Below are 21657 nucleotides of genomic sequence, written 5' to 3' on the forward strand. Positions count from 1 at the left end.
ACGGCTGCGAGGCCGTGGCCGAGGAGATGAACGCGACGCTCGTGCGGACGGGCTACTCGCCGAACATCAAGGAGCGACGGGACTGCTCGACGGCGCTGTTCGACGCCGACGGCGAGATGATCGCGCAGGCGGAGACGATGCCGGTCCACCTCGGCGCGATGCCGTACTCCGTCGCCGCCGCCGTCGAGGCGTTCCCGCCGGAGACGCTGTCGCCGGGCGACTCGGTGCTGCTCAACGACCCGTTCCGGGGCGGCGCGCACCTCCCGGACCTGACGCTGGTGACGCCGATCCACGACGCCGACGGCGACGCGGTGATCGCGTTCGCCGCGAACCGCGCCCACCACGCCGACATCGGGGGGTCGACGGCCGGCTCCGTGGCGGCCGACTCCACCGAGATCTACCAGGAGGGCCTGCGCATCCCGCCGGTGAAGTTCGAGGCGGGCACCGGCGCGGTCGCCGAGGACGGCACGCCGGTCGGCGAGGTGCGCGAGGACGTGCTCTCGATGATCCTCGCGAACGTCCGGACGCCCGAGGAGCGCCGCGGCGACCTCCGCGCGCAGGTGGCGGCGAACGCGACCGGGCGCCGGCGATTCCGCGAGCTGGCCGCCGAACACGGCGACGACCTCGCGCCCGCCCTCGAAGCGATCAACGACTACTCCGAACGCCGGATGCGCGCCGAGCTCGCCGAGTTGCCCGACGGCACCTACGAGTTCGCCGACGCGCTCGACGACGACGGCCGCGGCAACGAGGACCTCGCGGTCGAGGTGACGCTCACCGTCGACGGCGACGCGGTGACCGTCGACTTCACCGGCACCGCCGCCCAGACCGACGGCCCGGTCAACGCCGTGCTCGCGGTGACCGCGTCGGCGACGTACTACGCCGTGCGCTGCGTGACGGACCCGGACATCCCGCCGAACCACGGCTGCTACCGCCCCATCGACATCGTCGCCCCCGAGGGCACCATCGTCAACCCCGAGCCGCCCGCGGCGGTCGTCGGCGGCAACTTGGAGACGAGCCAGCGCGTCACCGACACGGTGCTGGGCGCGCTCGCGCAGGCGGCGCCCGAGGCCGTCGCCGCCGCGGGGCAGGGGACGATGAACAACGTCACGCTCGGCGGCACCGACCCGCGGGACGGCTCGCCGTACGCGTTCTACGAGACGCAGGGCGGCGGCTTCGGCGGCCGCGCCGGCGGCGACGGGATGGACGGCGTCCACGTCCACATGAGCAACACGCTGAACACGCCCGCCGAGGTGCTGGAGACGGCGTACCCGCTCCGCGTCGAGCGGTACGCACTCCGGCCCGACTCCGGCGGCGCCGGCGCCTCCCGCGGCGGACTGGGGCTGCGCCGGGACATCCGCGTGCGCGACCACACCGCCCGCGTCAGCCTGCTCGCCGAGCGCCACGAGTCGCACCCGTACGGGCTCGCCGGCGGCGGCGAGGGTACCAACGGCGCGGCGTACCTCGTCGACGAGGACGGCGAGGAGCTGGAGAAGCTGCCCGCGAAGCACACGCGCGATCTGCCCGCCGGCTCCGTCGTCAGCGTCCGCACGCCCGGCGGCGGGGGGTACGGCGACCCCGCCGACCGCGACGCCGACGCCGTCGAGCGCGACCTGCGACTCGGGAAACTGACGCCCGAGGCGGCGCGCGAGCAGTACGGGTACGAGGCCACGGGCGAAGAGCAGGACGAGGACTCGGAGCCGAGCGCCGGGCGACCCGAGCGCGACGACTGACCGTCCCGAACGCCGTCGCTCGGGCGGGACCGACGGTCCGTGCGGGTACGCCTCGGGGCGACCGGGGGCAACGCCTATCGGCCGGTAGCGCCGACACCGGCGCATGGTCGATGCCCTCCGGATCGTGGCTGGAGCGATCCTCGTCGTCGGTGGCGGACTCGCGGTCGTCAACCACCCGCTCGTGGACCGCTTCAATCGGATCGTGAAGTCGATGGGGACGAAACAGACCCCCGACGACATCGAGATGAGCGAGACGTCGATCCTGATCGGTCGTCTCGGCGGCGCGGTCATCGTCCTGTACGGGATCGGGATCGCGCTGGGCGGGATCTGACGGCGGCCGCGTCGTGTGACGCCGGCTTCAGTACGGCGTCGTCGCCGGGACGGTGTCGCCGCCGGCAACCCGTCGCCGCGGCACGAAGTGTTTACCCCCCCGCGCCGGTGGGTAGGCGTATGCTCGAAGTCGGCGACGACGCCCCCGACGTGACGGCACCGATGGCGACCCCCGAGGCCGCCGCCAGCACCGACCGCGGCTCCTACACCGGCGACGACGTGGCCGAGTTCTCGCTGGCCGACGCGCTCGCCGACGGCCCGGTCGTGCTCGCCTTCTACCCGGGCGTGTTCTCGCGCACCTGCACGCAGGAGCTGTGCGAACTGCGCGACTGGAAGGCGGACCTCGCCGACCTCGACGCCCCGCTGTACGGCGTCAGCGCCGACACGCCGTGGTCGCTGTTGGCGTTCATGGACGAGCACGACATCCAGTACCCGCTCGTCTCGGGGTTCAACAACTCCGTCGTCGCGGACTTCGGCGTGCGCCGCGCGGAGGGGATCATGCGGGGCATCGCGAACCGCGCCGTGTTCGTCGTCGACCCGTCCGGGACGGTGACGTACACGTGGAAGGCGACGGAGCCGCTGACGTTCCCCGACACCGACGCGGTCGAGGCGGCCGTCGCCGAGGCGGCCGCCGGCGAGTAGCCGGCGCGACCGCAACACTTGTCAGTCGACGCAGGTATCCGCGGACGATGTCCTCCACCACAGACGCGACCGGCGGTCCCGGCCGACAGCTCCTGTTCGCACTCGCGGCGGCCGCCGTCGCTGCGGTCGTCGGCACCGTCCAAGCGTTCGTCCCCACGCTGATCGACCTCTCCGGCGACACGGTCTGGCTGCTCACCGCCGCCAGCGCCCTCACCGCTGGCGTGAGCGCGGTCGTGGCCGGCGTCGCGGGGTACGCCGCCGGGATGCGCGAGCCGAGTCCCGAGGCCGTCGCACGCACCGCCGCCGTGTTCGCCGTCGCCGCCGTCGTCGGGTTCGCCGCGGGACTCCTCGCGTCCCGGTTCCTCGTGGACGACTGGAGCGGACAGGCGCTCGTCGCGGTCGCCGCGATACTCGTGCGCAGCGTCCCGTTCGTCGCGGGTGGCGTCGCCGGCGCGGCGCTGTCGGTCGCTCGCGACGCAAGCTACTCGGCGCCGGCGACGAACTGATCGGACGTGACTCCCGAGGACGCCCTCCCGACGGAGGGCCTCGTCTGCGTCGTCGGCGCCGGCGGCAAGAAGACGACGCTGTACACGCTCGCCGACCGCCTCGACCGCGCGGTCGTCACCGCGACGGTCCGCATCCCCGTCTTCGACGAGCACGTCGCGCGCGTCGCCGTGACCGCCGACCCGGTCGACGCGCTCGCGGACGCGACGCCAGACGACTTCCCCTCGGGCTCGTCCCCGAGCGCGAGCGCGACGACCGATACCTCGGCTACGAGCCGAGCGTCGTCGACGACCTCGCGGCCGCCCACGACGGCCCCGTCCTCGTGAAAGCCGACGGCGCCCGGATGCGCGAGTTCAAGGCGCCGAACGACCGCGAGCCGCAGATCCCCGCCGGCGCCGACGCGGTCGTGCCCATCGCCTCGGCGCACGTCGTCGGCGAACCGCTCACCGACGAGCGCGTCCACCGGCCCGAGCGCGTCGCCGCGATCACCGACCGCTCCGTCGGCGACGCGGTCACCGCCGAGACGGTCGGGCGCGTGCTCGCCTCGCCCGCGGGTGGGCTGAAGGGCGTGCCCGCCGACGCCGCGGCGGTCGCGCTGGTGAACAAGGTCGACGACGACGCCGACGAGGCGGTCGGGCGGGCGATCGCCGCGGCGGCGTTCGAGGCGGACGCGGCGGGGCGGCTCGACCGCGTCGTCCTCGCGGCGATGGGCGAGGGGCGCGTCGTCGACGTGGTCGAGCCCTGAGCGGCCGGTCGATCCGCGGGCTACTCGAACGCCGCGGCGGCCGCCTCGAACTCCGCACGGTCGTTCAGGTTCTCGAACGTCCGCTCGTCGACGCCGAGCGCCCGGAGGTCGTCGGCGCCGAACTCGGCGTACGCCAACTCGAACAGGGGCGCGAGGACCTTCCGGTCGCCCCGGTCGAGCGCGGCGTCGCACGCGTCGGCCATCGGTCCCGCGCGGTAGACGGCCTGTGTCGTCTGGAACCACTCGTCGTCGACGCGGGGGACCACCGCGTCGTACCCCGCGGCGAGCCGGTCGAACAGCGCCGTCGCGAGCGTCGGGTCGACGAACGGCATGTCGCAGGCGACGACGAACGCCGGCGCGTCGGGGCCGCCCCACGCCTCGACGCCGCGGCAGGCGGTGCGGATGCCGGCCATCGGCCCCTCGTCGGGGACGGGGTCCTCGGCGTAGCGCACCGGGAGCGGGTAGTCGGCCATCGCCGCCTCGATGGCGTCCCGCTGGTCGGGCCGGCAGTTGACGACGACGCCGTCGACGGCGTCGACGAGGCGGTCGGCGACGCGGCGGATCATCGGGACGCCCGCGAGGTCGGCGACGGCCTTGTCGCGGTCGCCGAAGCGGGTCGAGCGCCCGCCGGCGACCACCGCGGCGTACCGGGACACGTCCGACCGTGGTCGACGGGCCGTGAAAACACCCGCGGGTCACCCCCGGCACCCCTCGCGAACGCCGACCCGCGCGGCCCGGCGGACCCGCTCCGGTTCGCGCTCGGCCCGCTCGGAACCGCCGTCGGCTGTCGGCCGTCGGCCGTCGACGGGGAACCGACCCCGGCTCAGACGTCGACGCCGAGGTCCAGCGCCTCCTCGCTCAACTCGACGGCCACGTCGTCGCTCGTGTGGGTGGCGATCTGCCGGACGTTGCGGGCGAGCACCTCGAGGATGTCCTTCGGCTCGGGGTACACCAGCATGTTCCCGTCGTCGTCCTCCATGACGAGTTGGGTGTCGGACAGCCGGATCCGGTCGCCCTCGATGCTCGCGACGACCGCCGGGAGGGCCTGTGCGGCGCCGCTGTCGCCCTCGCCGACCCTCGTGACGTAGATCGCGTCCAGCCCGATGAGGTCCTTGTACTCGCGGACGGTCTCGGCGCACTCCACCATGTCCTTCGACACCTCCGTCTTGGAGGGGTCGCCGTGCTCCCCGGCGAGACAGTGCTCGCACACCCGGAGTTCCATTCGCATACCCCGCCGTCTGCGGCCGAGTCCGATATACGTTGGCCCGGGGGACGGCCGCGACGGGACGCGTGCTTATTACGCGCCGGAGTGTGCGGGCGACCATGCTCCCCACACTCCTCGACACGGTGTCCGGCGTCGTCGTCCCAGTCGTCGCGCCCCGCGCTCCGGCGGTCGGTCTCCGGACCGGGCGCGCCGCCGGCCCGTTCGGGGACCCCTGAGGGGGCGCGGACGACCCGACGGGGTCGACGGTGTTGCGCCGACCGCACGACTGTGACCGCTGTGGGACGACCATCGCGCCGGGCGACGAGTACGCCGCCGTCGACGGCATCGCGCCCGACGGCGAGCTGCGGGCGTTGTTGTGTGTGGAGTGTGCGGCGGCGCTGTCGCGGTTCCTCGACGGCGCGTGAGGGACGCGCCCCGGCGCCCGGGCGGACGTGGCGGCCGACGGAAGGTTTTCCCCCGCGGCCGCCGAAGGCGTGGACATGGACGTGGATCTGGACCTCGGTATCCCGCGCGGCGTGCTCGAATCGCTCCCCGAGGAGGACGGCAACGCCGAACAGGACCTCCGCCGCGCGGTCGCCGGCTACCGACAGGCGCTGGAGGAGGGGTTCGCCGCCGCCGCCGACGAGGGCGAGGCGGCCGCCGTCGCCGTCGACTTCCTCGAGTACGCCGAGGAGCGCGCCGAGACGTACGACGAGTTCGTGCCGGAAGCTGCGCGCGTGGGGGCAGTCGCCCATCTACGCCATCGCGTGGCGCGACCTGTACATCGAGTTGGCCGGACAGGTGTACGAGGTCGACTGGCTCGCCGAGCGCATCGACCGCGAGCGCAACTACCGGCTCGTCGACGACGGGATCCGCTTCGGGAAGGACTAGACGAACACGTCGGCTTCGTTCTCCGTGACGGGTCCGTCGTCGTGACCGACACGACGACCGCGAACGCCTCGCCCGAGGATCGGCGGGACGGTCGTCGACCGCCGACCGACTCCCACGCGGCCGTGGTCAGTCGGCTCGCGTCGCCGGAACGGGCCTCCCTCAGTCGTCGGCCGTCGCCGCGTCGCCCGCCCGCTCGGCGCGCTCGCGCTCGCTCAACAGGGGTGTTCCGTCCGCCTTCGGGCCGAGCGTCGGGCCGAACGGCGGGCCGTCGTCGGGGTCGATCCGGCGCCGCCGGCGGTAGTCCGTCGAGCGCTCGACCGGGACGCGACCGACCGAGGCGATCAACTCGACGTAGTCGTCGAAACTGCGGAACTCGCCGAACGAGCCGCCCGCGCGCTTGGTGATCTCCTCGGAGAGGATGGTGCCCATGAAGTCGTTCGCGCCGCACGAAAGCGTCTTCAGCGCCTTCTCGTCGCCGTACTTCACCCACGACGTCTGGACGTTGTCGACGTTGTCGAGGAACAGCCGCGAGACGGCGATCATCAGTTCGTCCTCGGCGTCGCTGGCCCCGCCGGAGACGACGCCGTGCTCGTACAGCGGCGTGCGCTCGTGGACGAAGCTCAGCGGGACGAACTCCGTGATCCCGCCCGTGCGGTCCTGCAGGTCGCGCACCCGTTTCAGGTGCATCGCGCGGTGCATCTCGTTGTCGACGTGGCCGTACATGATCGTCGCGGTCGTGTCGAGGCCGGCGGCCATCGCCCCCTCCATCGCGTCGACCCACCCCTGCGAGTCGATCTTCCCGGGGCAGATCACGTCGCGCACCTCGTCGACGAGGATCTCCGCGGCCGTGCCGGGCGCGGAGTCGAGGCCCGCGTCGGCGAGTTCGCGGTACACCGCCTCGTAACTCCAGTCGGTGCCGCGGCGGGCGTGGTACGCCTCCTCGGGCGTCATCGAGTGGAGGTGGACGCCGTCGACGCTCATCGCGTCCACCTGCTCGACGTACGTGCCGGGGTCGGTCGCGTACGTCTCGGGCGGCTTGTAGTTCGCCGTGCTCGCGGCGTCGTCGTAGTCGCGGAGGATCTCGTGGTGTTCGTCGTTCAGGGCGAAGCCGGGGTGGAGCCCGGACACCGAGCACACCTCGTAGATCCCCCGTTCGACGGCCGCCTCGACCACTTCCCGCGACTCGGCGGGCGTCTTCGTGAACCCCGCGTGGTCCGCGTCGTAGTCGGCCTCGAACTGGTGGGCGGTGTCCTTGAAGTTGCAGAACAGACAGCCCGTGTTGCAGGCGGTCGTGACGTTGTTGTTGAGGTTGGCGACGAACGTCACCTCGTCGCCGACGACCTCCGCGCGGCGGCGGTCGGCCGCCTCCAGCACCGCCTCCTTGCGCGCGCGGTCGATGCCGGGCGTGTCGCTCCCGGTCGTGAACAGTTCGACCGCGTCGTCGACGGTCAGTCGGACCCCGTCGCGCGCCTTCGCCAAGGCGTTCTCGAACGACTGGTCGGTGTCGGGCGTGTGCTCGAAACCGAGGTCGTCGGGGTCGAGGTCGGCCGCCGAACGCGTCATCGTCGGAGGGTATCGGTGCGGGGTGAAAAGCGGGGCGATAGCGGCCACCGAGGGGTCACGGATCGGCGTCGTCGACGGCGCGCGACGGCGCTCACCGGTGCGTTGATGCGGCCGGCGACCCGTGGTGAGCCAATGACTGACACGACGGACGGCGCGCCCACCGACGACACGGGCGACGACGACCCGCCCACACACGACGTGTCGTTCCTCGCCGCCCTCGCGCTCGACGGCGAGGTGTCGCTGGGCATCTCCGACCGCGACGAGCACGCGACCGACTGGGGCACCGACGCGGCCGACGCGGTCCGCCCGGACGCGGTCGTGTACCCCGCGTCGACGGCGGACGCCGCGGCGGTCGTGGGCGCGGCGGACGAGCGCGGCGTCCCCGTCACGGCGTACGCCGCGGGCACGGGACTGGAGGACGGCGCGGTGCCGGCACACGCCGGGATCAGCCTCGACCTCACCCGGATGGACGAGGTCCACGAGGTCCGGCCGGACGACCTGCAGGTCGACGTGGGCCCGGGCGCCGTCGGCGCCGACGTCGACGAGGCCGTCGCCCGACACGGCCTGTTCTTCCCGCCGCTCCCCTCCTCGGGCGACATCTCAACCGTCGGGGGGATGGTCGCGACCGACGCCTCCGGCATGGGGACGGTGAAGTACGGGGAGGTCGCCGACTGGGTGCTCGAACTGGAGGTGGTGTTCGCCGACGGCTCGGTGGCGACCGTCGGCTCGAAGGCGGCCAAGACGTCCGCCGGCTACAACCTGCAGGAGCTGATCGTCGGCAGCGAGGGGACGCTCGCGGTCGTCACGCGCGCGACGCTCGAACTCGCGGGCCGGCCGGCCCAGATCGAGGGCGGCCGCGCCGTCTTCCCGACGCTCGACGACGCGACCGCCGCCGTCTCCGACGCCGTCACCGCCGGCGTCGACGTGGCGAAGATCGAACTGATCGACGCCGAGACGGCGATGCTCGCGAACGACTACAGCGACGCGGCCCTGCCGGAGCGCCCGATGGTGTTCGTCGAGTTCCACGCGAACCACGGGGTCGACGAGGAGGTCGCCTTCTGCCGGTCGGTGTTCGAGGCGCACGACGTGGAGCGGTTCGAGACGGCCGGCGGCGAGCGGATGGCGGAGCTGTGGCGGGCGCGCGAGGACATCACCTACGCCGCCGAGGCGTACGACCCCGACCGGGAGATGGGCCACCCCGGCGACGTCACCGTCCCCATCGGCTCGTACCCGGAGATGATCCGCGCGGTGAAGGACGTCGCCGCCGAGTACGACCTGTTCGTCCCCTGCTTCGGCCACGCGGGCGACGGCAACCTCCACTACTTCGTCCTGCGGGACCCCGACGACCCCGACGAACTGGCCCGCGCGGAGGCGGCGTACGGCGAACTCGTGGAGCGCGCCATCGAGTTGGGCGGCACCGCGACCGGCGAACACGGCATCGGCGCGGGCAAACGGAACTACCTCGAACCGGAGCACGGCGCGGCCGCCGTCGACGCGATGCGGGCGATCAAGCGGGCGCTGGACCCGAACGGGACGCTCAACCCCGGGAAGGTCCTCCCGGAGGAGTAGCGGCCACGAGCGCCCCCCGGGCGACGACACACCGGGGCAGCCGGCTGAGAACCACCCGCGACGGATCAGTCGTCCCGGAGCACCGAGCCTCCCGCGAGGAGTCGGTCGAACGCCGCGCGATGCTCCTCCGCCCGCTCCGCCCGCGCCGACGCGGAGTCGCCGCTCGTCTCGACGTCGAGGTGGCGAGCCAGCCGGAGCCGACCGAGCAGTTCGTACAGCCGGAGCCGGGTCGGCGCGTCGGGGTACCCGCCGTACCCCGTGCGAAACGCCGAGCGAAGCGCCGCGCCCGTCGCGCGGTCGGTACGGGACCCCGTCGTGAGCAACGTCTCCGTCGTGACCGCGTCCCACAGCGGATCCGCCGCGGTCGGGCGCTCCCAGTCGAGCACGGCGGCCGTCACCCGCTCGGCGTCGGGGTCGACGCGGAGGTTGTCCAGCCGGTAGTCGCCGTGGACGAGCGCCGGGTCGACGCCGTCGAGGTCGACGTCGTCGACGAGCCGGTCGCCCGCCGCCGCGAGCGCGGCCCGGCGGTCGGCGAAGGGCGTTCCCGCCAACTCCGCCAGTTGGCGGTCGAGCGACCGACGAAGCGACTCGCCGAACGGGCGCGGCTCGACGACGGCGAGGCGACTCGGGTCCGCCGGCGCCCGTGGCTCGGCGCAGTCGGCGACCCCGGCCTCCGAGTCGACGCCCACGCGGCCGAACGCGGGGAACGAGACGTCGTGCAGCGCGGCGAGATGCTCGCCGGCCTCCCGACAGAGCGCCGTCGCCGTCGCCTCGGGGAGCTCGCCGACCCAGTCGACGTCCGCACCGTCGACGTACTCGTACACCGCGAACGGGGCGCCGAGCGGTCGGGTGCCCGTCGCCAGTACCTCGGGGACCGGGACGGTCGTCGCGCGTGCGACGAGCCCGACCGTCGCCGGCTCCGCCCGGAAGAGGTCCGGGAACCGCGTTCCGACCTTCAGGAGCACGTTCCGGCCGTCGTCGAACGCCACGCGGTAGGTGCGGTTGTTCCCCGGCTCGACCGGGCTCACCGTCGCCACCGCGGCGTCGTGGACGTCCGCGACGGCTCCGCGGATCGCCGTGTCGGTGAACACACGTCCACGGCTCGGCCGCGGAACGGAAACCGTTGGCCCCGCCGCGGCGCCCCGGCCGCCGGCGCAGCGGCGTGCCGCGGGTCGCCCGGCGGTCGGCGGATATGCACGTCCGTGGTCGATTCGGGCGCCCGGCCGGTCCCATGTGGGCACGTGAGTGGAAGGATTCTTGCCCCCCGCGTGCGCGCCACCGACCATGACGAGCGTCAAGGAGTTCATCGTCGAGGCCGAGCCGACCGACGACGCGCTCGGCGCCGGCCGCTTCGCCTTCACCGACGACTACTCCGTGTTCGACTGGGGGAAGATGCCCGACCCCATCCCGGGGAAGGGGGCGAGCCTCTGCACGATGGGCGCGTTCAACTTCGAGCTGCTGGAGGGGGCGGGCGTCCCCACCCACTACCGCGGCGTCGGCCCGGACGCCGAGCCGCTGTCGGCGGTCGACGGGCCGCCGCGCGAACTCGCCATCGACCTCGCGACCGTGCCGGACCTCCCGTTCGTCGACGGCGCGTACGACTACGACGCCTTCCACGCCGAGGCGCGGGCGGCCGCCGGCTACGTTGTCCCCCTCGAGATCGTGTTCCGCAACACCGTCCCCGTCGGCTCCAGCCTCCGCTCGCGCGTCGACCCGCGCGACGTGGGACTCGACCGCGACGCGTGGCCCGACGAGCCGGTCGACCTGCCCGAGCCGCGGATCGAGTTCTCCACCAAGTACGAGGAGCAGGACCGCTACCTCGACGCCGAGGCGGCCGAACGGATCGCCGGCGCGGCGCCGCTTCCCGAACTGAACCGGGTCGCGCGCGAGGTGAACGACGTCGTCACCGAGCACGCCGCCGCGGCGGGGTTCGTCCACGAGGACGGCAAGATCGAGTGCGTGTACGCCGACGGCGAGGTGCGCGTCGCCGACGTCGTCGGCACGTTCGACGAGAACCGCTTCGCGTACGACGGGCAGGAGGTGTCCAAGGAAGTCGTCCGCCAGCACTACAAGCGGGTCGCGCCCGACTGGGTCGCCGCCGTGGGCGACGCGAAGGCGCGCGCCGACGCGGAGGGCGTCGCCGACTGGAAGGCGCTGTGCGGCGAGCGGCCGCCCGCGCTCGACCCCGCCGTCGTCGAGCGCGTCGCCGACATGTACGCCGCGGGGACGAACGCCTACACCGGGACGGACTGGTTCGACGCGCCCCCGGTCGCCGACGCGGTCGACGCCGTCCGCGATCTGTGAGGCGGCGGTCCGGCCCCGCCGTCCGGGCGGTCGGTCCTCACCGCCGCGGGAGCGGGTCCGGCAGCGACCCGAGCAGCTCGGCCGCGACGTACAGCAACACCGCCAGCGCCGCGAGCGCGACGAACAGCAGGAACAGCGTCAGCATCGCGTCCGCACCCCCGGCGGCTCCGGTTCCTCCGGACATCGGTGTCGGGAGCACGGTCGCCGGCGGCTAACCCGTGCCGGCGGTCGACCGACGGCCGCTCACTCGGGCGCCGGGGCGACGCCGCCGAGGTCGTACGCGTCCGGGTCGACCCCTCGCGGAAGTGGGTGCGCCCGCGGCGCACGACGACGGCGTCGTCGAGGTGGGCCTGCAGGCCGGCGACGAGCGCCTCCGCCTCCAGCGGCTGGCCGCGCTCCTTCAGGTCCTCTGCGTCGTCGTCGGGGTCGACGCGGAACGCCCGCTGGGCGATGATCGGCCCCTGGTCGAGGTCGGTCGTCACGTAGTGGGCGGTGGCGCCGTGGACGCGCGCGCCGCCCTCGACGGCCTGCCGGTACGCCTCCGCGCCGGGGTACGCCGGCAGCAGCGACGGGTGGACGTTGACGATCCGGCCCTCGTAGCGGAACACGACCTCCGGCGAGAGGATGCGCATGAACCGCGCGAGCACGAGGCAGTCGACGTCGTACTCGTCGAGCACGCGCAGCAGTTCCCGCTCGTCGTGGGAGCCCTTCTCGTCGCCGACGTCGACGAACGGGACGTCGTACTCCTCGGCGAGCGAGCGGAGCGTCGAGTGGTTGCCGATCATCACCGGCACCTCCGCGTCGAGCCTGTCGTCGCGGCACGCCTCCAGCACCGCGCGGGGGGCGTGCTCCTCCTTCGTGACGAGCAGCGCGGCCTTCCGGGCCGCCTCCGCGTCCGCGAGGCGGACCCGGATGTCGACCCCGAGGTCGTCGCCCAGATCCGCGAGGTCCTCCTCCAGCGTCTCGGGCTTGCACACCATCCCGTCGGTGTCGGCGTGCAGGCGCATCCGGAACACGCCGTCGCGGACGTCCTGGTCGAGGTCCTCGATGTTGCACCCCCGCTCGAACAACAGCGAGGTGACGCGGGCGACCAGTCCGGTCGCGTCGTCCCCGACGACGACGATCTCGGTGTCCCAGCGCCTCGGATTCGGACGGTCGGCCCCTTCCATACCCCTCGTTTCCTCGTCCGCGAGTAAACCGGTGTCGCTCCGCGCGACGACTGCCATCCACGAACGTGCATAGCGAGCGCGTCCCGAAACGGATTTTGCGCACGACCTCGCAGGGTCGGACGATGACCGGCTACACCGCCACGGTGACGGTCCGTCTGAAACACGGCGTGCTCGACCCGGAGGCCGAGACGACCGCGCGCGCGCTCGAACGCCTCGGCTTCGAACTCGAGGACCTGCGCTCGGCGGACCGCTTCGAGATCGACTTGGACGCCGCCGACGCCGACGCGGCGCGCGAGCGCGCCGGCGAGATGGCCGACCGCCTGCTCGCGAACCCGACCATCCACGACTACGAGGTGGCGGTCGAGGCACGCGAATGACCGTCTCGGTGATCCAGTTCGGCGGCTCGAACTGCGACCGCGACGCCGTCGCCGCCCTCACGCACCTCGGCGTCGACGCCGAGCGCGTCTGGCACGAGGACGGCCTCCCGGCCGACACCGACGGCGTCGTGATCCCCGGCGGCTTCTCGTACGGCGACTACCTCCGCGCCGGCGCGATGGCCGCGCGCACGCCGATCGTGGCCGAGGTCCGCGAGGCCGCCGAGGCTGGCACGCCGGTGCTCGGCGTCTGCAACGGCGCCCAGATCGGCTGCGAGTCCGGGCTCACCGAGGGCGCGTTCACGACGAACCGGTCGGCGCGGTTCCAGTGTGAACACGTCCACCTCCGCGTCGAGCGCGCCGACACCCCGTGGACGGCCGCCTACGACGAGGGCGCGGTGATCGAGGTGCCGATCGCCCACGGGGAGGGCCGCTTCGAGATCCGCGCCGACCGGCTGGAGACGCTGGAGGCCGAGAACCGCGTGCTGTTCCGCTACTGCGACGCCGACGGGAACGTCACCGACGCGGCGAACCCGAACGGCTCGACGGCGAACGTCGCGGGCGTGCTCGGCGCCCGCGACTCGGTCGCCGTGATGATGCCCCACCCCGAGCGCGCGACGCTCCCGGACGTCGGGGGCACCGACGGCCAGGGCGTGCTCCGGGCGTTCGCGGAGTAGTCGACCGAGCGAGCGTGTCGCCGACGCGCCCCGGTCAGGGTCTGACGCGGGCGCCCGGTCCCCCGAGCGGGCTCTCGACGGCCTCACACGCGGGACACACCGGATAGCCGAGCCGGTCGTAGTCGATCCCGAACGACGGCGCTGACGCTCCACAGTCGGCACAGGTGAACACGGCACGGTCTGTCGGCCCCATGTTGTTGTCACATGGTAGCAAGGTACTTAGCTGTATGCCGCGCGTCAGACGCCGTCTGTCCCCCGGGCCCCCGCACCGGCGACGGGGGGCGGCGGCCGCCTCAGCGCGCCAGCGGCTGGCCGTACGCGGTCTCCTCCGCCAACACGAGTTCCCACGTGCGCTCGCACTCGCAGGCCACCTGCTCGAACACCGAGGGGTCCTGCCGGAGGTCGAAGTCCTTGATCGCGGTCTGGACGCGGTCGTCGCACTCGCCGCAGTTGTGGGCGCCGCGGTCGGCGCCGGCGCCGACGGGGTCGGAGACGACGATGGCGTCGGCGTCGGCGGTGCGCTCCAGCACCGCGGCGACCGACCACAGCCACGGCGGCCGGTACCCGCCGCGGAAGTGGAGCTCGTCGACCATCGTGTACCGCTGGACGTTACACGGGTTCATCGACACGGTGTGGCAGTTGTCGACGCCCGCACAGCGCTCGACCGACGACACCATGTCCTCGAGCGCCTCCGACTCCGCGAGGAACGGGGGCTTCATCAGGAGGTACGCCTTCACGCCGGCGTCGGCGTCGGCGGCCGCCGCGCAGGCGTCCTCGAAGTCCGCGAAGTCGAAGTACTTGTTCACGCAGTCGTGGCGGACGCGGTCGGTCGCGGTCTCCAGCCCGATCGCCACGTCCGTCTCCAGCCCCTGCTCGGTGAACGCCGAGAGCTTCTCGGCGGAGACGAAGTCGGGGAGCGACTCGACGACGATCCGCTCGCGGTCGCCGAACGTCTCGGCGATGGCGCGGCGGCTCTCGGCGGGCACCTCGCGCTCGTCGAGGAACGAGCCGGAGGTGTAGATCTTGATCTGTTCGGCCGGCTCGTCCGCGTTCTCCGCCTCGTGGTCGAGACACACGTCGATCTGGTCCATCAGCGCCTCGTGGGAGACGCTGCCCCCCTCGACGGACTCGGCGACGTAGCCGCACATCGTGCAGCCGCCGGCGCGGGCCCACCGACAGCCGCCGGTGTTGAGGATGATCGTGAGGCTGGTCTTCACTCCCTGGGGGGTGTTGTCCTCGTCGAGCCACACGCGGGTCGGCTCGTGGGCGTCGTACGTCTCGTCGCGCTCGGCCCGGATGTCGCGCATGACGGCGTTGTGCGCGTCCATCCCCCGGTCGCGCTCGTGGGCCTCGGGGCTCGGCTTGCTCATTGTCGGGACTGGGCGGGTCCGGCGGAAAACGGCTTCGCTCGCCCGCTCCGGACGCGACCGGTCGCCCGGCCGGCGGCGACGCCGACGACGCGTGCGGGCTCGTGACCGTCACCGGCCGGTACTCGTGATTATATTTCGCTATGTAGGTAGTTTTTCCAACGCTCGGATACAGGAGACGATCGATGCCACGAGACGGTGTGTGCGAGCGACGCGAGGTGCTCAAGGCGGGTGGACTCCTCCTGGGGGGGATCGGTCCTGTCGGGGTCGGCGACGGCCGCGACGGACGCGACCGGCGACACGACGCTGACGGTGTTGTCGTACAACGACATCCAGACCGCCGCGGCGGAGGACGTGAACTTCCCGCGGCTGGTGACGCTGATCGAGCGGCGGCGCGCGGCCGCCGACGGCCCCGTGGTCGTCGTCGGGGGCGGCGACCAGGTCGGCCCGCACGCGCTGGGGCCGATCTCCCAGTGGCGGTGCCCGGTCGACGTGTTGAACCGGATCGGTCCGGACGCCGACGTGATCGGCAACCACGAGTTCGACTACGGGCTTCGACGCGATCACCGACGCCGAGAGCGGCGGCGGCGTCACGAACGACTCGCGGTTCCCGTGGCTCGCGACGAACCTCGTCGACGCCGACACCGGCGAGGCGTTCGCCGGCACCGAATCCGCCCGGGTCGTCGACCGCGGCGGCGTCCGTGTCGGGCTCATCGGCCTCGTCGACGACGGGGCGACGTTCGGCAAGACGAACATCGACTTCGAGGGCGAGGGGCTCCGTGTCGAGGACTACACCGAGACCGGCCCGGCCGAGGCGAAGCGACTCCGCGAGGAGGAAGACGTCGACGTGGTCGTCGCGCTGGCCCACACCGGCGTCCCCGACGCGGAGGCGCTGGCCGAGGCCGACACCGATGACGCCATCGACGTGGTCGTCGCCGGCGACGACGAGATCGTCTACCCGCCCGAAGCGACGAGCGGCACGGTCGTCACCGAGGGGGAGGCCCGCGCGAACTACCTCGGCGAACTCCGCCTCTCCGTCGACACCGACGCCGGCGCCGTCACCGGCTTCGACGGCGACCTGCTCCCGGTGACCGACGGGATCCCGAAAGACCCCGAGGCGTCCGCGACGATCGCGGACTACCGGGGCGAGGCGAAACTCGACACGGTGATCGCCGAGTCCGCGGTGCCGCTGGACGCGCGGTTCGCGACCAACTACCACCGCGAGAGCAACTACGGCAACCTGATCACCGACGCGATGCGCGAGCGCACCGGCGCCGACGTGGCGATCACCAACGCCGGCGGCATCCGGTCGAACGCGGTGTACGGCCCCGGCCCCATCACCGGCGGCGACGTGTTCAACACGCTCCCGTTCGCCAACACGCTCGTCACCGTCGAGCTGACCGGGGAGGAACTCGTCGAGACGCTCGCGAGTCAGGTGATCACGCTGGAGAGCGACACCGGACGGGCGTTCGGCGAGGAGATCTCCCAGCAGGTCAGCGGCGTCCGCTTCGAGTGGGTGCCCCACGAGGGCGTCGACGAGCGGGTCCGCGACGTGCGCGTCGGCGGCGAGCCGCTCGACCCCGAGGCGACGTACGAGGTCGCCGTCAACAGCTTCATCGCGGCCGGCGGGAGCGGCTACCCGCTCGCCGACAAGCCGCGGGTCGCCGAGACGGACGTGCTGCTGGCGACGGCGGTCGTCGAGTACCTCGACGCCCGCGGGACGGTCGCGCCGACCGTCGAGGGGCGGATGCAGCGCGTCGACCGCGACCTCCCGGACGCGTCGGTCACCGTCGACGGCAACGGGAAGGTCGTCGCGCGGTTCGACACGCCCGCCGACGTCGAGTCGGTCGCGACCGACACCGTCGCGGTTCGGTCGCCCGACGGGGAGCGCGTCGCCGCCGAGCACGCCGTGTTCGACGCCGACGAGGGGACGCTCGTCGCCCGCGTCGACGACGCGGCGCTGGCCGACGCGGTCGGGGACGCCGCCGACGGCGACGAACTCCCGGTGGACCTGTACGCCGAGTACGACTCCACGGAGTTCGACCACGTCTACTTCGAGCGCTCGCGGCTCAACGCCGACGTGACCGCGACCGTTCGCGACCGCGGGCGCGGCGCCCCCGCCGGCCGCTGAGACGGCGCCAGCGGTCCCGGCTCACTCGCGCCGCCGGCGACGGCGCCACCACAGGACGCCCGCCAGCGCGCCGACCGCGTTGGCGACGGCGTCGAGCACCGACGGGGTCCGACCCGGGACGAGCCCCTGCGCGAGTTCGACGCCGGCGCCGAGCGCGACGGCCGCGACGACCACGCCCGCAAGCGGGACCAGCGCGTCGCGTCGGCGGTCGCGCGCGGGCAGCGCCCGGGCCATCGCGTACGCCACCGCCGCGTAGCCGGCCGCGTGGAGCACCAGATCCGTGCCCGGCGGCGCGGCGTCCGGGGTCGGCTCCCCGCCGGCGGCCGACGGGCCCGGGAGGAGCGAGGCGACGACGACTGTCGCCGCGACGGCGACGAAAACTGCTAGTCGCCGTCGGTCGTCGGTCATCGACCGTACCACCGGACTGCGCGGGGAAAACACCGACGACCGGGTTCGACTCGGTGACGAGTCTCGAAACCGGATCCGGTTACCCCGACGTGGCAACGGCTAACAGACTCCAGTCCGATATAACGATTGTAGATTAACCATGACAGACCTCGGCGGTTTCCGGGACCACGTCGGCCACGTGGACCTCTCCAGCGGTGACGTATCGTACGCGGGTATCGACGACGAGGACGCCAAGAAGTACATCGGCGCGCGCGGCCTCGGCGTGAAGTACGTGTTCGACGCCGGTCCGGACGTCGACCCGATGGGCCCCGAGAACCGGCTGTGCTTCATGAACGGCCCGCTGACGGGCACGCAGACCGTCATGTCCGGTCGGATCGCGGTCGTGACGAAGTCCCCCCTCACGGGCACGGTCACCGACAGCCACCACGGCGGCTGGTCGGGCGCGCGCCTCAAGTGGTCGGGCTTCGACGGCCTCGTGTTCGACGGCGCCAGCGACGAGCCGGTGTACGCCTACGTCGAGGACGGCGAGGTGGAGCTGCGCGACGCCTCCCACCTGACGGGGATGGGCGTCCACGACACCATCGACACGCTCGGTGAGGAGGTCGACGGCTCGGTCGGCAAGAACGTCTCCGTGATGGCGATCGGACCGGGCGGCGAGAACGGCGTGAAGTACGCCTGCATCGTCAACGAGGACGACCGCGCCTCCGGGCGCGGCGGCACCGGCGCCGTCATGGGGTCGAAGAACCTCAAGGCGGTCGTCGTCAAGTCGGGCACGAGGATGCCCAAGCCGAAGGATCCCGAGACGTTCAAACAGGGGTACCAGCAGGCGATGCAGGTGATCCGGGAGTCGGAGGTTACCGCGCCCAACGAGGGCGGCCTGTCGCTGTACGGGACGAACGTCCTGATGAACGCGACCGAGGAGATGGACGGGCTCCCGACGAAGAACGCGAAGTACACCTCGACGGGGGCGATGCGCGACGCCGAGGGGATCGACATCGACGCCGAGCGCGTCTCCGGCGAGAACGTCCGCGAGAACATCCTCGTCGACGAGCCGACGTGTCACTCCTGCCCGGTCGCCTGCAAGAAGGAGGTCGAGGTGTCGGTGATGCACAAGGGCGAGGAGATGAACGTCCGGACCGAGTCGTACGAGTACGAGACGGCGTTCGCGCTGGGCCCCAACTCGGGCCACACCGAGCGCGACGAGATCGCGATCATGCTCGACCGGTGTAACGACATGGGCGTCGACACCATCGAGATGGGGAACATGATGGCGATGGCGATGGAGATGTCCGAGGAGGGCAAACTCGACGACCTCGACGAGCAGCTCGACTGGGGCGACACCGAGCGCATGATCGACCTGATCACGGAGACGGCCCACCGCGACGGCGAGCTCGCGGACGCGCTCGCGGCGGGCGCCAACGGCCTCGCCGAGCGCTTCGACGCCGCCGGCAACTCGCTGGCCGTCAAGGGCCAGACGATCCCGGCGTACGATCCGCGCTGCATGAAGGGCATGGGCATCGCGTACGCGACCTCGAACCGCGGCGCGTGCCACCTGCGCGCGTACACCCCCTCGGCCGAGATCCTCGGCCTCCCGCAGAAGGTCGACCCGTACGCCTGGGAGGGGAAAGGCGAGCTGACGGCTACCTTCCAGGACATGCACGCCATCTCGGACTCGTTCGACATCTGCAAGTTCAACGCCTTCGCGGAGGGCATCGAGGAGTACGTCATGCAGTACAACGGCATGACGGGCCTCGACGTCTCCGAGGAGGAGCTGCTGGAGTCCGGCGAGCGCGTGTACACGCTCGAGCGGTACTACAACAACCTCGCGGGCTTCGACGGCTCGGACGATTCGCTGCCGGCACGCTTCCTCGAGGACGGCATCCGCGGGCAGGGCGCCTCCGAGGGCGAGTACTGCGAGCTCCCCGAGATGAAAGCGGAGTACTACGAGGTCCGCGGCTGGGTCGACGGCGTCGTCCCCGACGAGAAGCTCGACGAGCTCGGCATCGACATCGGGCCGGGCACGGGCGTCTCCTCGGGCGACTCCGGCGTCGCACCCGCCGACGACTGACGCGAGCCGCCCACACGGACGCGACCTTCTTTCGACGCTCGCCCGCCAGCGGCGGCTCCACGCGCGCCGATCTCCCACCTTTTTGCCACGTCGCCCCCGTTCGGATCCCACATGCCGACCGAGTCCCCGCCGTCCCTCCGCGAGTCGCTCCGCTCGCCGCCCGGTATCGCCGCGGCCGTCGCGTTCGTGCTCCTCGCGCTGTACGCGGTGGTGATCCAGTCGCAGATCCTGCTGGTCGTCTCCTACGTGTCGCTCGGGCTCCTGCTGTGGCTCCTCTACCGCTTCGTCCGTGCCCACGAACGGATCGCCGACGCACAGGCGCGTCGCGCGGCCGCCGCCTCGCCGGCCACCGACACCGACACCGACGACACCGACGAGCCAGCCGAGGCGTAGCTACAGCAGGAACCGCGCGAGGTGGAGGGCCGCCATCCCGGCGGCGACCGTCCACAGCACGTCCTCGGTGTACCACGCCGCCAGCACCGCGGCCAGCCCGCCGCACAGCTCCGGGAGGTAGTCGGGCGCGAGCGCCGCCGACACGGTCGCGGACGCGGGGGCGAAACTCGGCGCGACGAGCGCGGCCAGCACGGCCGCGGGGACGTACACCAGCGCGCGCTCGAGCCACGGCGGGACGTCGTCGACGCGGCCGAACAGGTGGACGAACGACAGCCGGATCGCGAACGTGGCGACGCCGCCGGCGACGATCACGCCCCACACCGACAGCGGTCCGTACGTCGTCGTCACGGGTGGCCCTCCGCGGCGTCGCCGTCGTCAGCGTCGCCGTCGCCGCCGGCGAGCCCGGCGCGCTCGGCGGCCACGCCCGCGAGGACGCCGACGACGCCGCCGAGGATCAGCCCCGCGTTGTAGTCGAGGCCGGCGCCGACGACCGCGACGCCCCCGCCGACGACGGCCGCGACGAGCGTCGCGCCGTCGGCGACCGCGGGCACGACCAGCGCGAGGAACACGAGCGGCACGGCGAACCCGAGGCGCCACCCGTCGGGGACGGCGGCGCCGAAGACGACGCCGACGACGGTGCCGGCCTGCCAGACGACCCACAGCGTCCACGCGACGCCGAGGTAGTACAACGGCCGGCGGATGTCGCCGTCGTCGTCCCCCGCGTAGCGGGCCAGCGCCAGCGCGTACGCCTGGTCGGTGAGCACGTACGCACAGCCGGCGCGCACCCGCGTCGAGAGGTGGCGGAAGTACGGCGCGATGGACGCCGAGTACATCAGCATCCGGAGGTTGATCACGACGACGGTGAGGACGACGGTGACGAGCGCGGCGTCGTCGCCGAGCAGTTCGATGGCGGCCAACTGGGAGGCGCCGGCGAACACGACCACCGAGAACCCGACCGTCTGGAGCGGCGTGAGGCCGGCCTCGACGCCCGCGACGCCGGCGACGAGCGCGAACGGGACGATGCCCAACAGGAGCGGGAGCGTGTCCCGGACCCCCTCGCGGAGGTCGGGCGGGAGGCGACTGTCCATGTCGAACGCGCGCCGTGTGGCCTCAAGGTGTCGTCGGTCCCGGCGAACGGGCCGCCCGGACGGCCCGCGGCCCGCTCACTCCGAGACGGGCCGGGCGTCGACGGGGTCGGCGTCCCCCTCCGCGTCGGCTACGGCCCCCCGCAGCGCCGTCACGAGCGTCTCCTCGTCGAACGGCTTGCGGACGTAGTCGGCCGCGCCCGCCCGGATCGCGCGTTTGAACTGCGCCTGCTGGGCGACGCACGAACAGAAGACGACCACGGCGTCGGGGTCGTCGGCGACGATGGCGGCGGTCGCGGCCGGCCCGTCGCGGCCGGGGAGCGCGAAATCCATCGTCACCGCGTCGGGGTCGTGCTCGCGGTAGGCGTCGACCGCGGCGTCGCCGTCGCCGACCGACGCGACGACCTCGAACGTCGGCTCGAGACACTCGCGGATGCGTGCCCGCTGGAAGGCGGAGTCCTCGACGACGAGCACGCGGTCGTTCACGTTCGTCAACACGTCCG

Annotated in this window: 21 protein-coding genes and 3 pseudogenes; 14 read left to right on the forward strand and 10 right to left on the reverse strand. The window is 72.7% G+C overall.

From position 1 onward, the window contains the following. Positions 1-26 precede the first annotated feature (26 nt). The 5 genes and pseudogenes from P0R35_RS14210 to yqeC all read left to right on the forward strand — a co-directional run bounded on the left by P0R35_RS14210 (position 27) and on the right by yqeC (position 3951). Entirely contained in the window at positions 27-1730 is a 1704-nt protein-coding gene (locus P0R35_RS14210; protein ID WP_284014656.1) for a hydantoinase B/oxoprolinase family protein, read from the forward strand. Between the two features lie 103 nt (positions 1731-1833). Next, the gene (locus P0R35_RS14215; RefSeq protein WP_284013071.1) at positions 1834-2061 is read left to right on the forward strand and encodes a hypothetical protein; all 228 of its coding nucleotides are present in this window, start codon (positions 1834-1836) and stop codon (positions 2059-2061) included. A gap of 119 nt (positions 2062-2180) precedes the next feature. After that, positions 2181-2702, forward strand: coding sequence for a redoxin domain-containing protein (locus tag P0R35_RS14220; RefSeq protein ID WP_284013072.1), 522 nt, complete (start codon positions 2181-2183; stop codon positions 2700-2702). A gap of 47 nt (positions 2703-2749) precedes the next feature. Continuing rightward, positions 2750-3208 (forward strand): hypothetical protein, encoded by a 459-nt coding sequence (locus P0R35_RS14225; RefSeq protein WP_284013073.1) that lies wholly within the window; start codon positions 2750-2752, stop codon positions 3206-3208. Positions 3209-3214: 6 nt separating this feature from the next. Beyond that, positions 3215-3951, forward strand: a pseudogene (yqeC, locus tag P0R35_RS14230) (selenium cofactor biosynthesis protein YqeC). Positions 3952-3971: 20 nt separating this feature from the next. On the opposite strand, the gene P0R35_RS14235 reads toward yqeC, so the two are convergent. Then, complete coding sequence (locus P0R35_RS14235) at positions 3972-4607, reverse strand: molybdenum cofactor guanylyltransferase (protein WP_284013074.1); 636 nt, start codon at positions 4605-4607, stop codon at positions 3972-3974. Between the two features lie 167 nt (positions 4608-4774). Next, positions 4775-5179 (reverse strand): hypothetical protein, encoded by a 405-nt coding sequence (locus tag P0R35_RS14240; RefSeq protein WP_284013075.1) that lies wholly within the window; start codon positions 5177-5179, stop codon positions 4775-4777. Between the two features lie 245 nt (positions 5180-5424). Here P0R35_RS14240 and P0R35_RS14245 point away from each other — a divergent pair, with 245 nt between their 5' ends. Next, complete coding sequence (locus P0R35_RS14245) at positions 5425-5580, forward strand: hypothetical protein (protein WP_284013076.1); 156 nt, start codon at positions 5425-5427, stop codon at positions 5578-5580. A 75-nt stretch (positions 5581-5655) separates the two neighbouring features. Beyond that, a pseudogene (locus P0R35_RS14250) lies at positions 5656-6046 on the forward strand (DUF7971 family protein). A gap of 159 nt (positions 6047-6205) precedes the next feature. Here P0R35_RS14250 and cofH read toward each other — a convergent pair. After that, positions 6206-7609 (reverse strand): 7,8-didemethyl-8-hydroxy-5-deazariboflavin synthase subunit CofH, encoded by a 1404-nt coding sequence (cofH, locus tag P0R35_RS14255; RefSeq protein ID WP_284013077.1) that lies wholly within the window; start codon positions 7607-7609, stop codon positions 6206-6208. 132 nt (positions 7610-7741) lie between these two features. On the opposite strand from cofH, the gene P0R35_RS14260 reads away from it, so the two are divergent. Next, the gene (locus P0R35_RS14260; protein WP_284013078.1) at positions 7742-9178 is read left to right on the forward strand and encodes an FAD-binding oxidoreductase; all 1437 of its coding nucleotides are present in this window, start codon (positions 7742-7744) and stop codon (positions 9176-9178) included. A 65-nt stretch (positions 9179-9243) separates the two neighbouring features. Here the strand turns inward: P0R35_RS14260 and P0R35_RS14265 are convergent, their stop codons facing one another. After that, entirely contained in the window at positions 9244-10269 is a 1026-nt protein-coding gene (locus P0R35_RS14265; RefSeq protein WP_284013079.1) for a phosphotransferase family protein, read from the reverse strand. Between the two features lie 193 nt (positions 10270-10462). Here P0R35_RS14265 and P0R35_RS14270 point away from each other — a divergent pair, with 193 nt between their 5' ends. Beyond that, positions 10463-11482 carry a phosphoribosylaminoimidazolesuccinocarboxamide synthase gene (locus P0R35_RS14270; protein WP_284013080.1) on the forward strand — a complete coding sequence of 340 codons (1020 nt, stop codon included), beginning with the start codon at positions 10463-10465 and terminating at the stop codon, positions 11480-11482. Positions 11483-11766: 284 nt separating this feature from the next. Here P0R35_RS14270 and P0R35_RS14275 read toward each other — a convergent pair. Next, a pseudogene (locus tag P0R35_RS14275) lies at positions 11767-12651 on the reverse strand (formyltetrahydrofolate deformylase); the annotation flags it as partial. Between the two features lie 122 nt (positions 12652-12773). Between P0R35_RS14275 and purS the strand changes: the two are divergent. Beyond that, positions 12774-13028 carry a phosphoribosylformylglycinamidine synthase subunit PurS gene (purS, locus tag P0R35_RS14280; protein WP_284013081.1) on the forward strand — a complete coding sequence of 85 codons (255 nt, stop codon included), beginning with the start codon at positions 12774-12776 and terminating at the stop codon, positions 13026-13028. Next, a complete protein-coding gene (purQ, locus tag P0R35_RS14285; RefSeq protein WP_284013082.1) occupies positions 13025-13702 on the forward strand; it encodes a phosphoribosylformylglycinamidine synthase I in 678 nt (225 codons plus the stop codon). The genes purS and purQ overlap by 4 nt, the downstream gene beginning before the upstream one ends. A gap of 293 nt (positions 13703-13995) precedes the next feature. Here purQ and P0R35_RS14290 read toward each other — a convergent pair whose 3' ends face one another. Further along, positions 13996-15072 carry an archaeosine biosynthesis radical SAM protein RaSEA gene (locus P0R35_RS14290; protein WP_284013083.1) on the reverse strand — a complete coding sequence of 359 codons (1077 nt, stop codon included), beginning with the start codon at positions 15070-15072 and terminating at the stop codon, positions 13996-13998. An 844-nt stretch (positions 15073-15916) separates the two neighbouring features. Between P0R35_RS14290 and P0R35_RS14295 the strand changes: the two genes are divergently transcribed. Continuing rightward, positions 15917-17200: a bifunctional metallophosphatase/5'-nucleotidase gene (locus tag P0R35_RS14295; protein WP_284013084.1), complete on the forward strand. Its 1284-nt coding sequence runs from the start codon at positions 15917-15919 to the stop codon at positions 17198-17200. A gap of 21 nt (positions 17201-17221) precedes the next feature. Here P0R35_RS14295 and P0R35_RS14300 read toward each other — a convergent pair whose 3' ends face one another. Then, entirely contained in the window at positions 17222-17608 is a 387-nt protein-coding gene (locus tag P0R35_RS14300; protein WP_284013085.1) for a VanZ family protein, read from the reverse strand. Positions 17609-17747: 139 nt separating this feature from the next. Between P0R35_RS14300 and P0R35_RS14305 the strand changes: the two genes are divergently transcribed. Together P0R35_RS14305 and P0R35_RS14310 are read left to right on the forward strand one after the other, a co-directional pair. Then, positions 17748-19676 (forward strand): aldehyde ferredoxin oxidoreductase family protein, encoded by a 1929-nt coding sequence (locus P0R35_RS14305; protein ID WP_284013086.1) that lies wholly within the window; start codon positions 17748-17750, stop codon positions 19674-19676. Between the two features lie 111 nt (positions 19677-19787). Next, positions 19788-20069 (forward strand): DUF8066 domain-containing protein, encoded by a 282-nt coding sequence (locus P0R35_RS14310; protein WP_284013087.1) that lies wholly within the window; start codon positions 19788-19790, stop codon positions 20067-20069. Here the strand turns inward: P0R35_RS14310 and P0R35_RS14315 are convergent, their stop codons facing one another. The 3 genes from P0R35_RS14315 to P0R35_RS14325 all read right to left on the reverse strand — a co-directional run bounded on the left by P0R35_RS14315 (position 20070) and on the right by P0R35_RS14325 (position 21640). Further along, positions 20070-20417: an AzlD domain-containing protein gene (locus tag P0R35_RS14315; RefSeq protein WP_284013088.1), complete on the reverse strand. Its 348-nt coding sequence runs from the start codon at positions 20415-20417 to the stop codon at positions 20070-20072. It abuts the gene before it with no gap. Continuing rightward, on the reverse strand, positions 20414-21157 hold the full coding sequence (locus P0R35_RS14320; protein ID WP_284013089.1) for an AzlC family ABC transporter permease: 744 nt from the start codon (positions 21155-21157) through the stop codon (positions 20414-20416). Before P0R35_RS14320 ends, P0R35_RS14315 begins: the two co-directional genes overlap by 4 nt. A 75-nt stretch (positions 21158-21232) precedes the next feature. After that, entirely contained in the window at positions 21233-21640 is a 408-nt protein-coding gene (locus P0R35_RS14325; RefSeq protein ID WP_284013090.1) for a response regulator, read from the reverse strand. Positions 21641-21657: the final 17 nt, after the last annotated feature.

Origin of the sequence: Halobaculum litoreum (genome assembly GCF_030127125.1) — an archaeon.
Lineage (GTDB): Archaea > Halobacteriota > Halobacteria > Halobacteriales > Haloferacaceae > Halobaculum > Halobaculum litoreum.

Coding starts and splice junctions, on each gene's coding strand:
- P0R35_RS14210 (WP_284014656.1), top strand. CDS start 27: ATGAACGCGACGCTCGTGCGGACGGGCTACTCGCCGAACATCAAGGAG.
- purS (WP_284013081.1), top strand. CDS start 12,774: ATGACCGGCTACACCGCCACGGTGACGGTCCGTCTGAAACACGGCGTG.
- P0R35_RS14290 (WP_284013083.1), bottom strand. CDS start 15,072: ATGAGCAAGCCGAGCCCCGAGGCCCACGAGCGCGACCGGGGGATGGAC.
- P0R35_RS14225 (WP_284013073.1), top strand. CDS start 2,750: ATGTCCTCCACCACAGACGCGACCGGCGGTCCCGGCCGACAGCTCCTG.
- P0R35_RS14305 (WP_284013086.1), top strand. CDS start 17,748: ATGACAGACCTCGGCGGTTTCCGGGACCACGTCGGCCACGTGGACCTC.
- P0R35_RS14220 (WP_284013072.1), top strand. CDS start 2,181: ATGCTCGAAGTCGGCGACGACGCCCCCGACGTGACGGCACCGATGGCG.
- P0R35_RS14300 (WP_284013085.1), bottom strand. CDS start 17,608: ATGACCGACGACCGACGGCGACTAGCAGTTTTCGTCGCCGTCGCGGCG.
- P0R35_RS14320 (WP_284013089.1), bottom strand. CDS start 21,157: ATGGACAGTCGCCTCCCGCCCGACCTCCGCGAGGGGGTCCGGGACACG.
- P0R35_RS14240 (WP_284013075.1), bottom strand. CDS start 5,179: ATGCGAATGGAACTCCGGGTGTGCGAGCACTGTCTCGCCGGGGAGCAC.
- P0R35_RS14215 (WP_284013071.1), top strand. CDS start 1,834: ATGGTCGATGCCCTCCGGATCGTGGCTGGAGCGATCCTCGTCGTCGGT.
- P0R35_RS14270 (WP_284013080.1), top strand. CDS start 10,463: ATGACGAGCGTCAAGGAGTTCATCGTCGAGGCCGAGCCGACCGACGAC.
- purQ (WP_284013082.1), top strand. CDS start 13,025: ATGACCGTCTCGGTGATCCAGTTCGGCGGCTCGAACTGCGACCGCGAC.
- P0R35_RS14260 (WP_284013078.1), top strand. CDS start 7,742: ATGACTGACACGACGGACGGCGCGCCCACCGACGACACGGGCGACGAC.
- P0R35_RS14310 (WP_284013087.1), top strand. CDS start 19,788: ATGCCGACCGAGTCCCCGCCGTCCCTCCGCGAGTCGCTCCGCTCGCCG.
- cofH (WP_284013077.1), bottom strand. CDS start 7,609: ATGACGCGTTCGGCGGCCGACCTCGACCCCGACGACCTCGGTTTCGAG.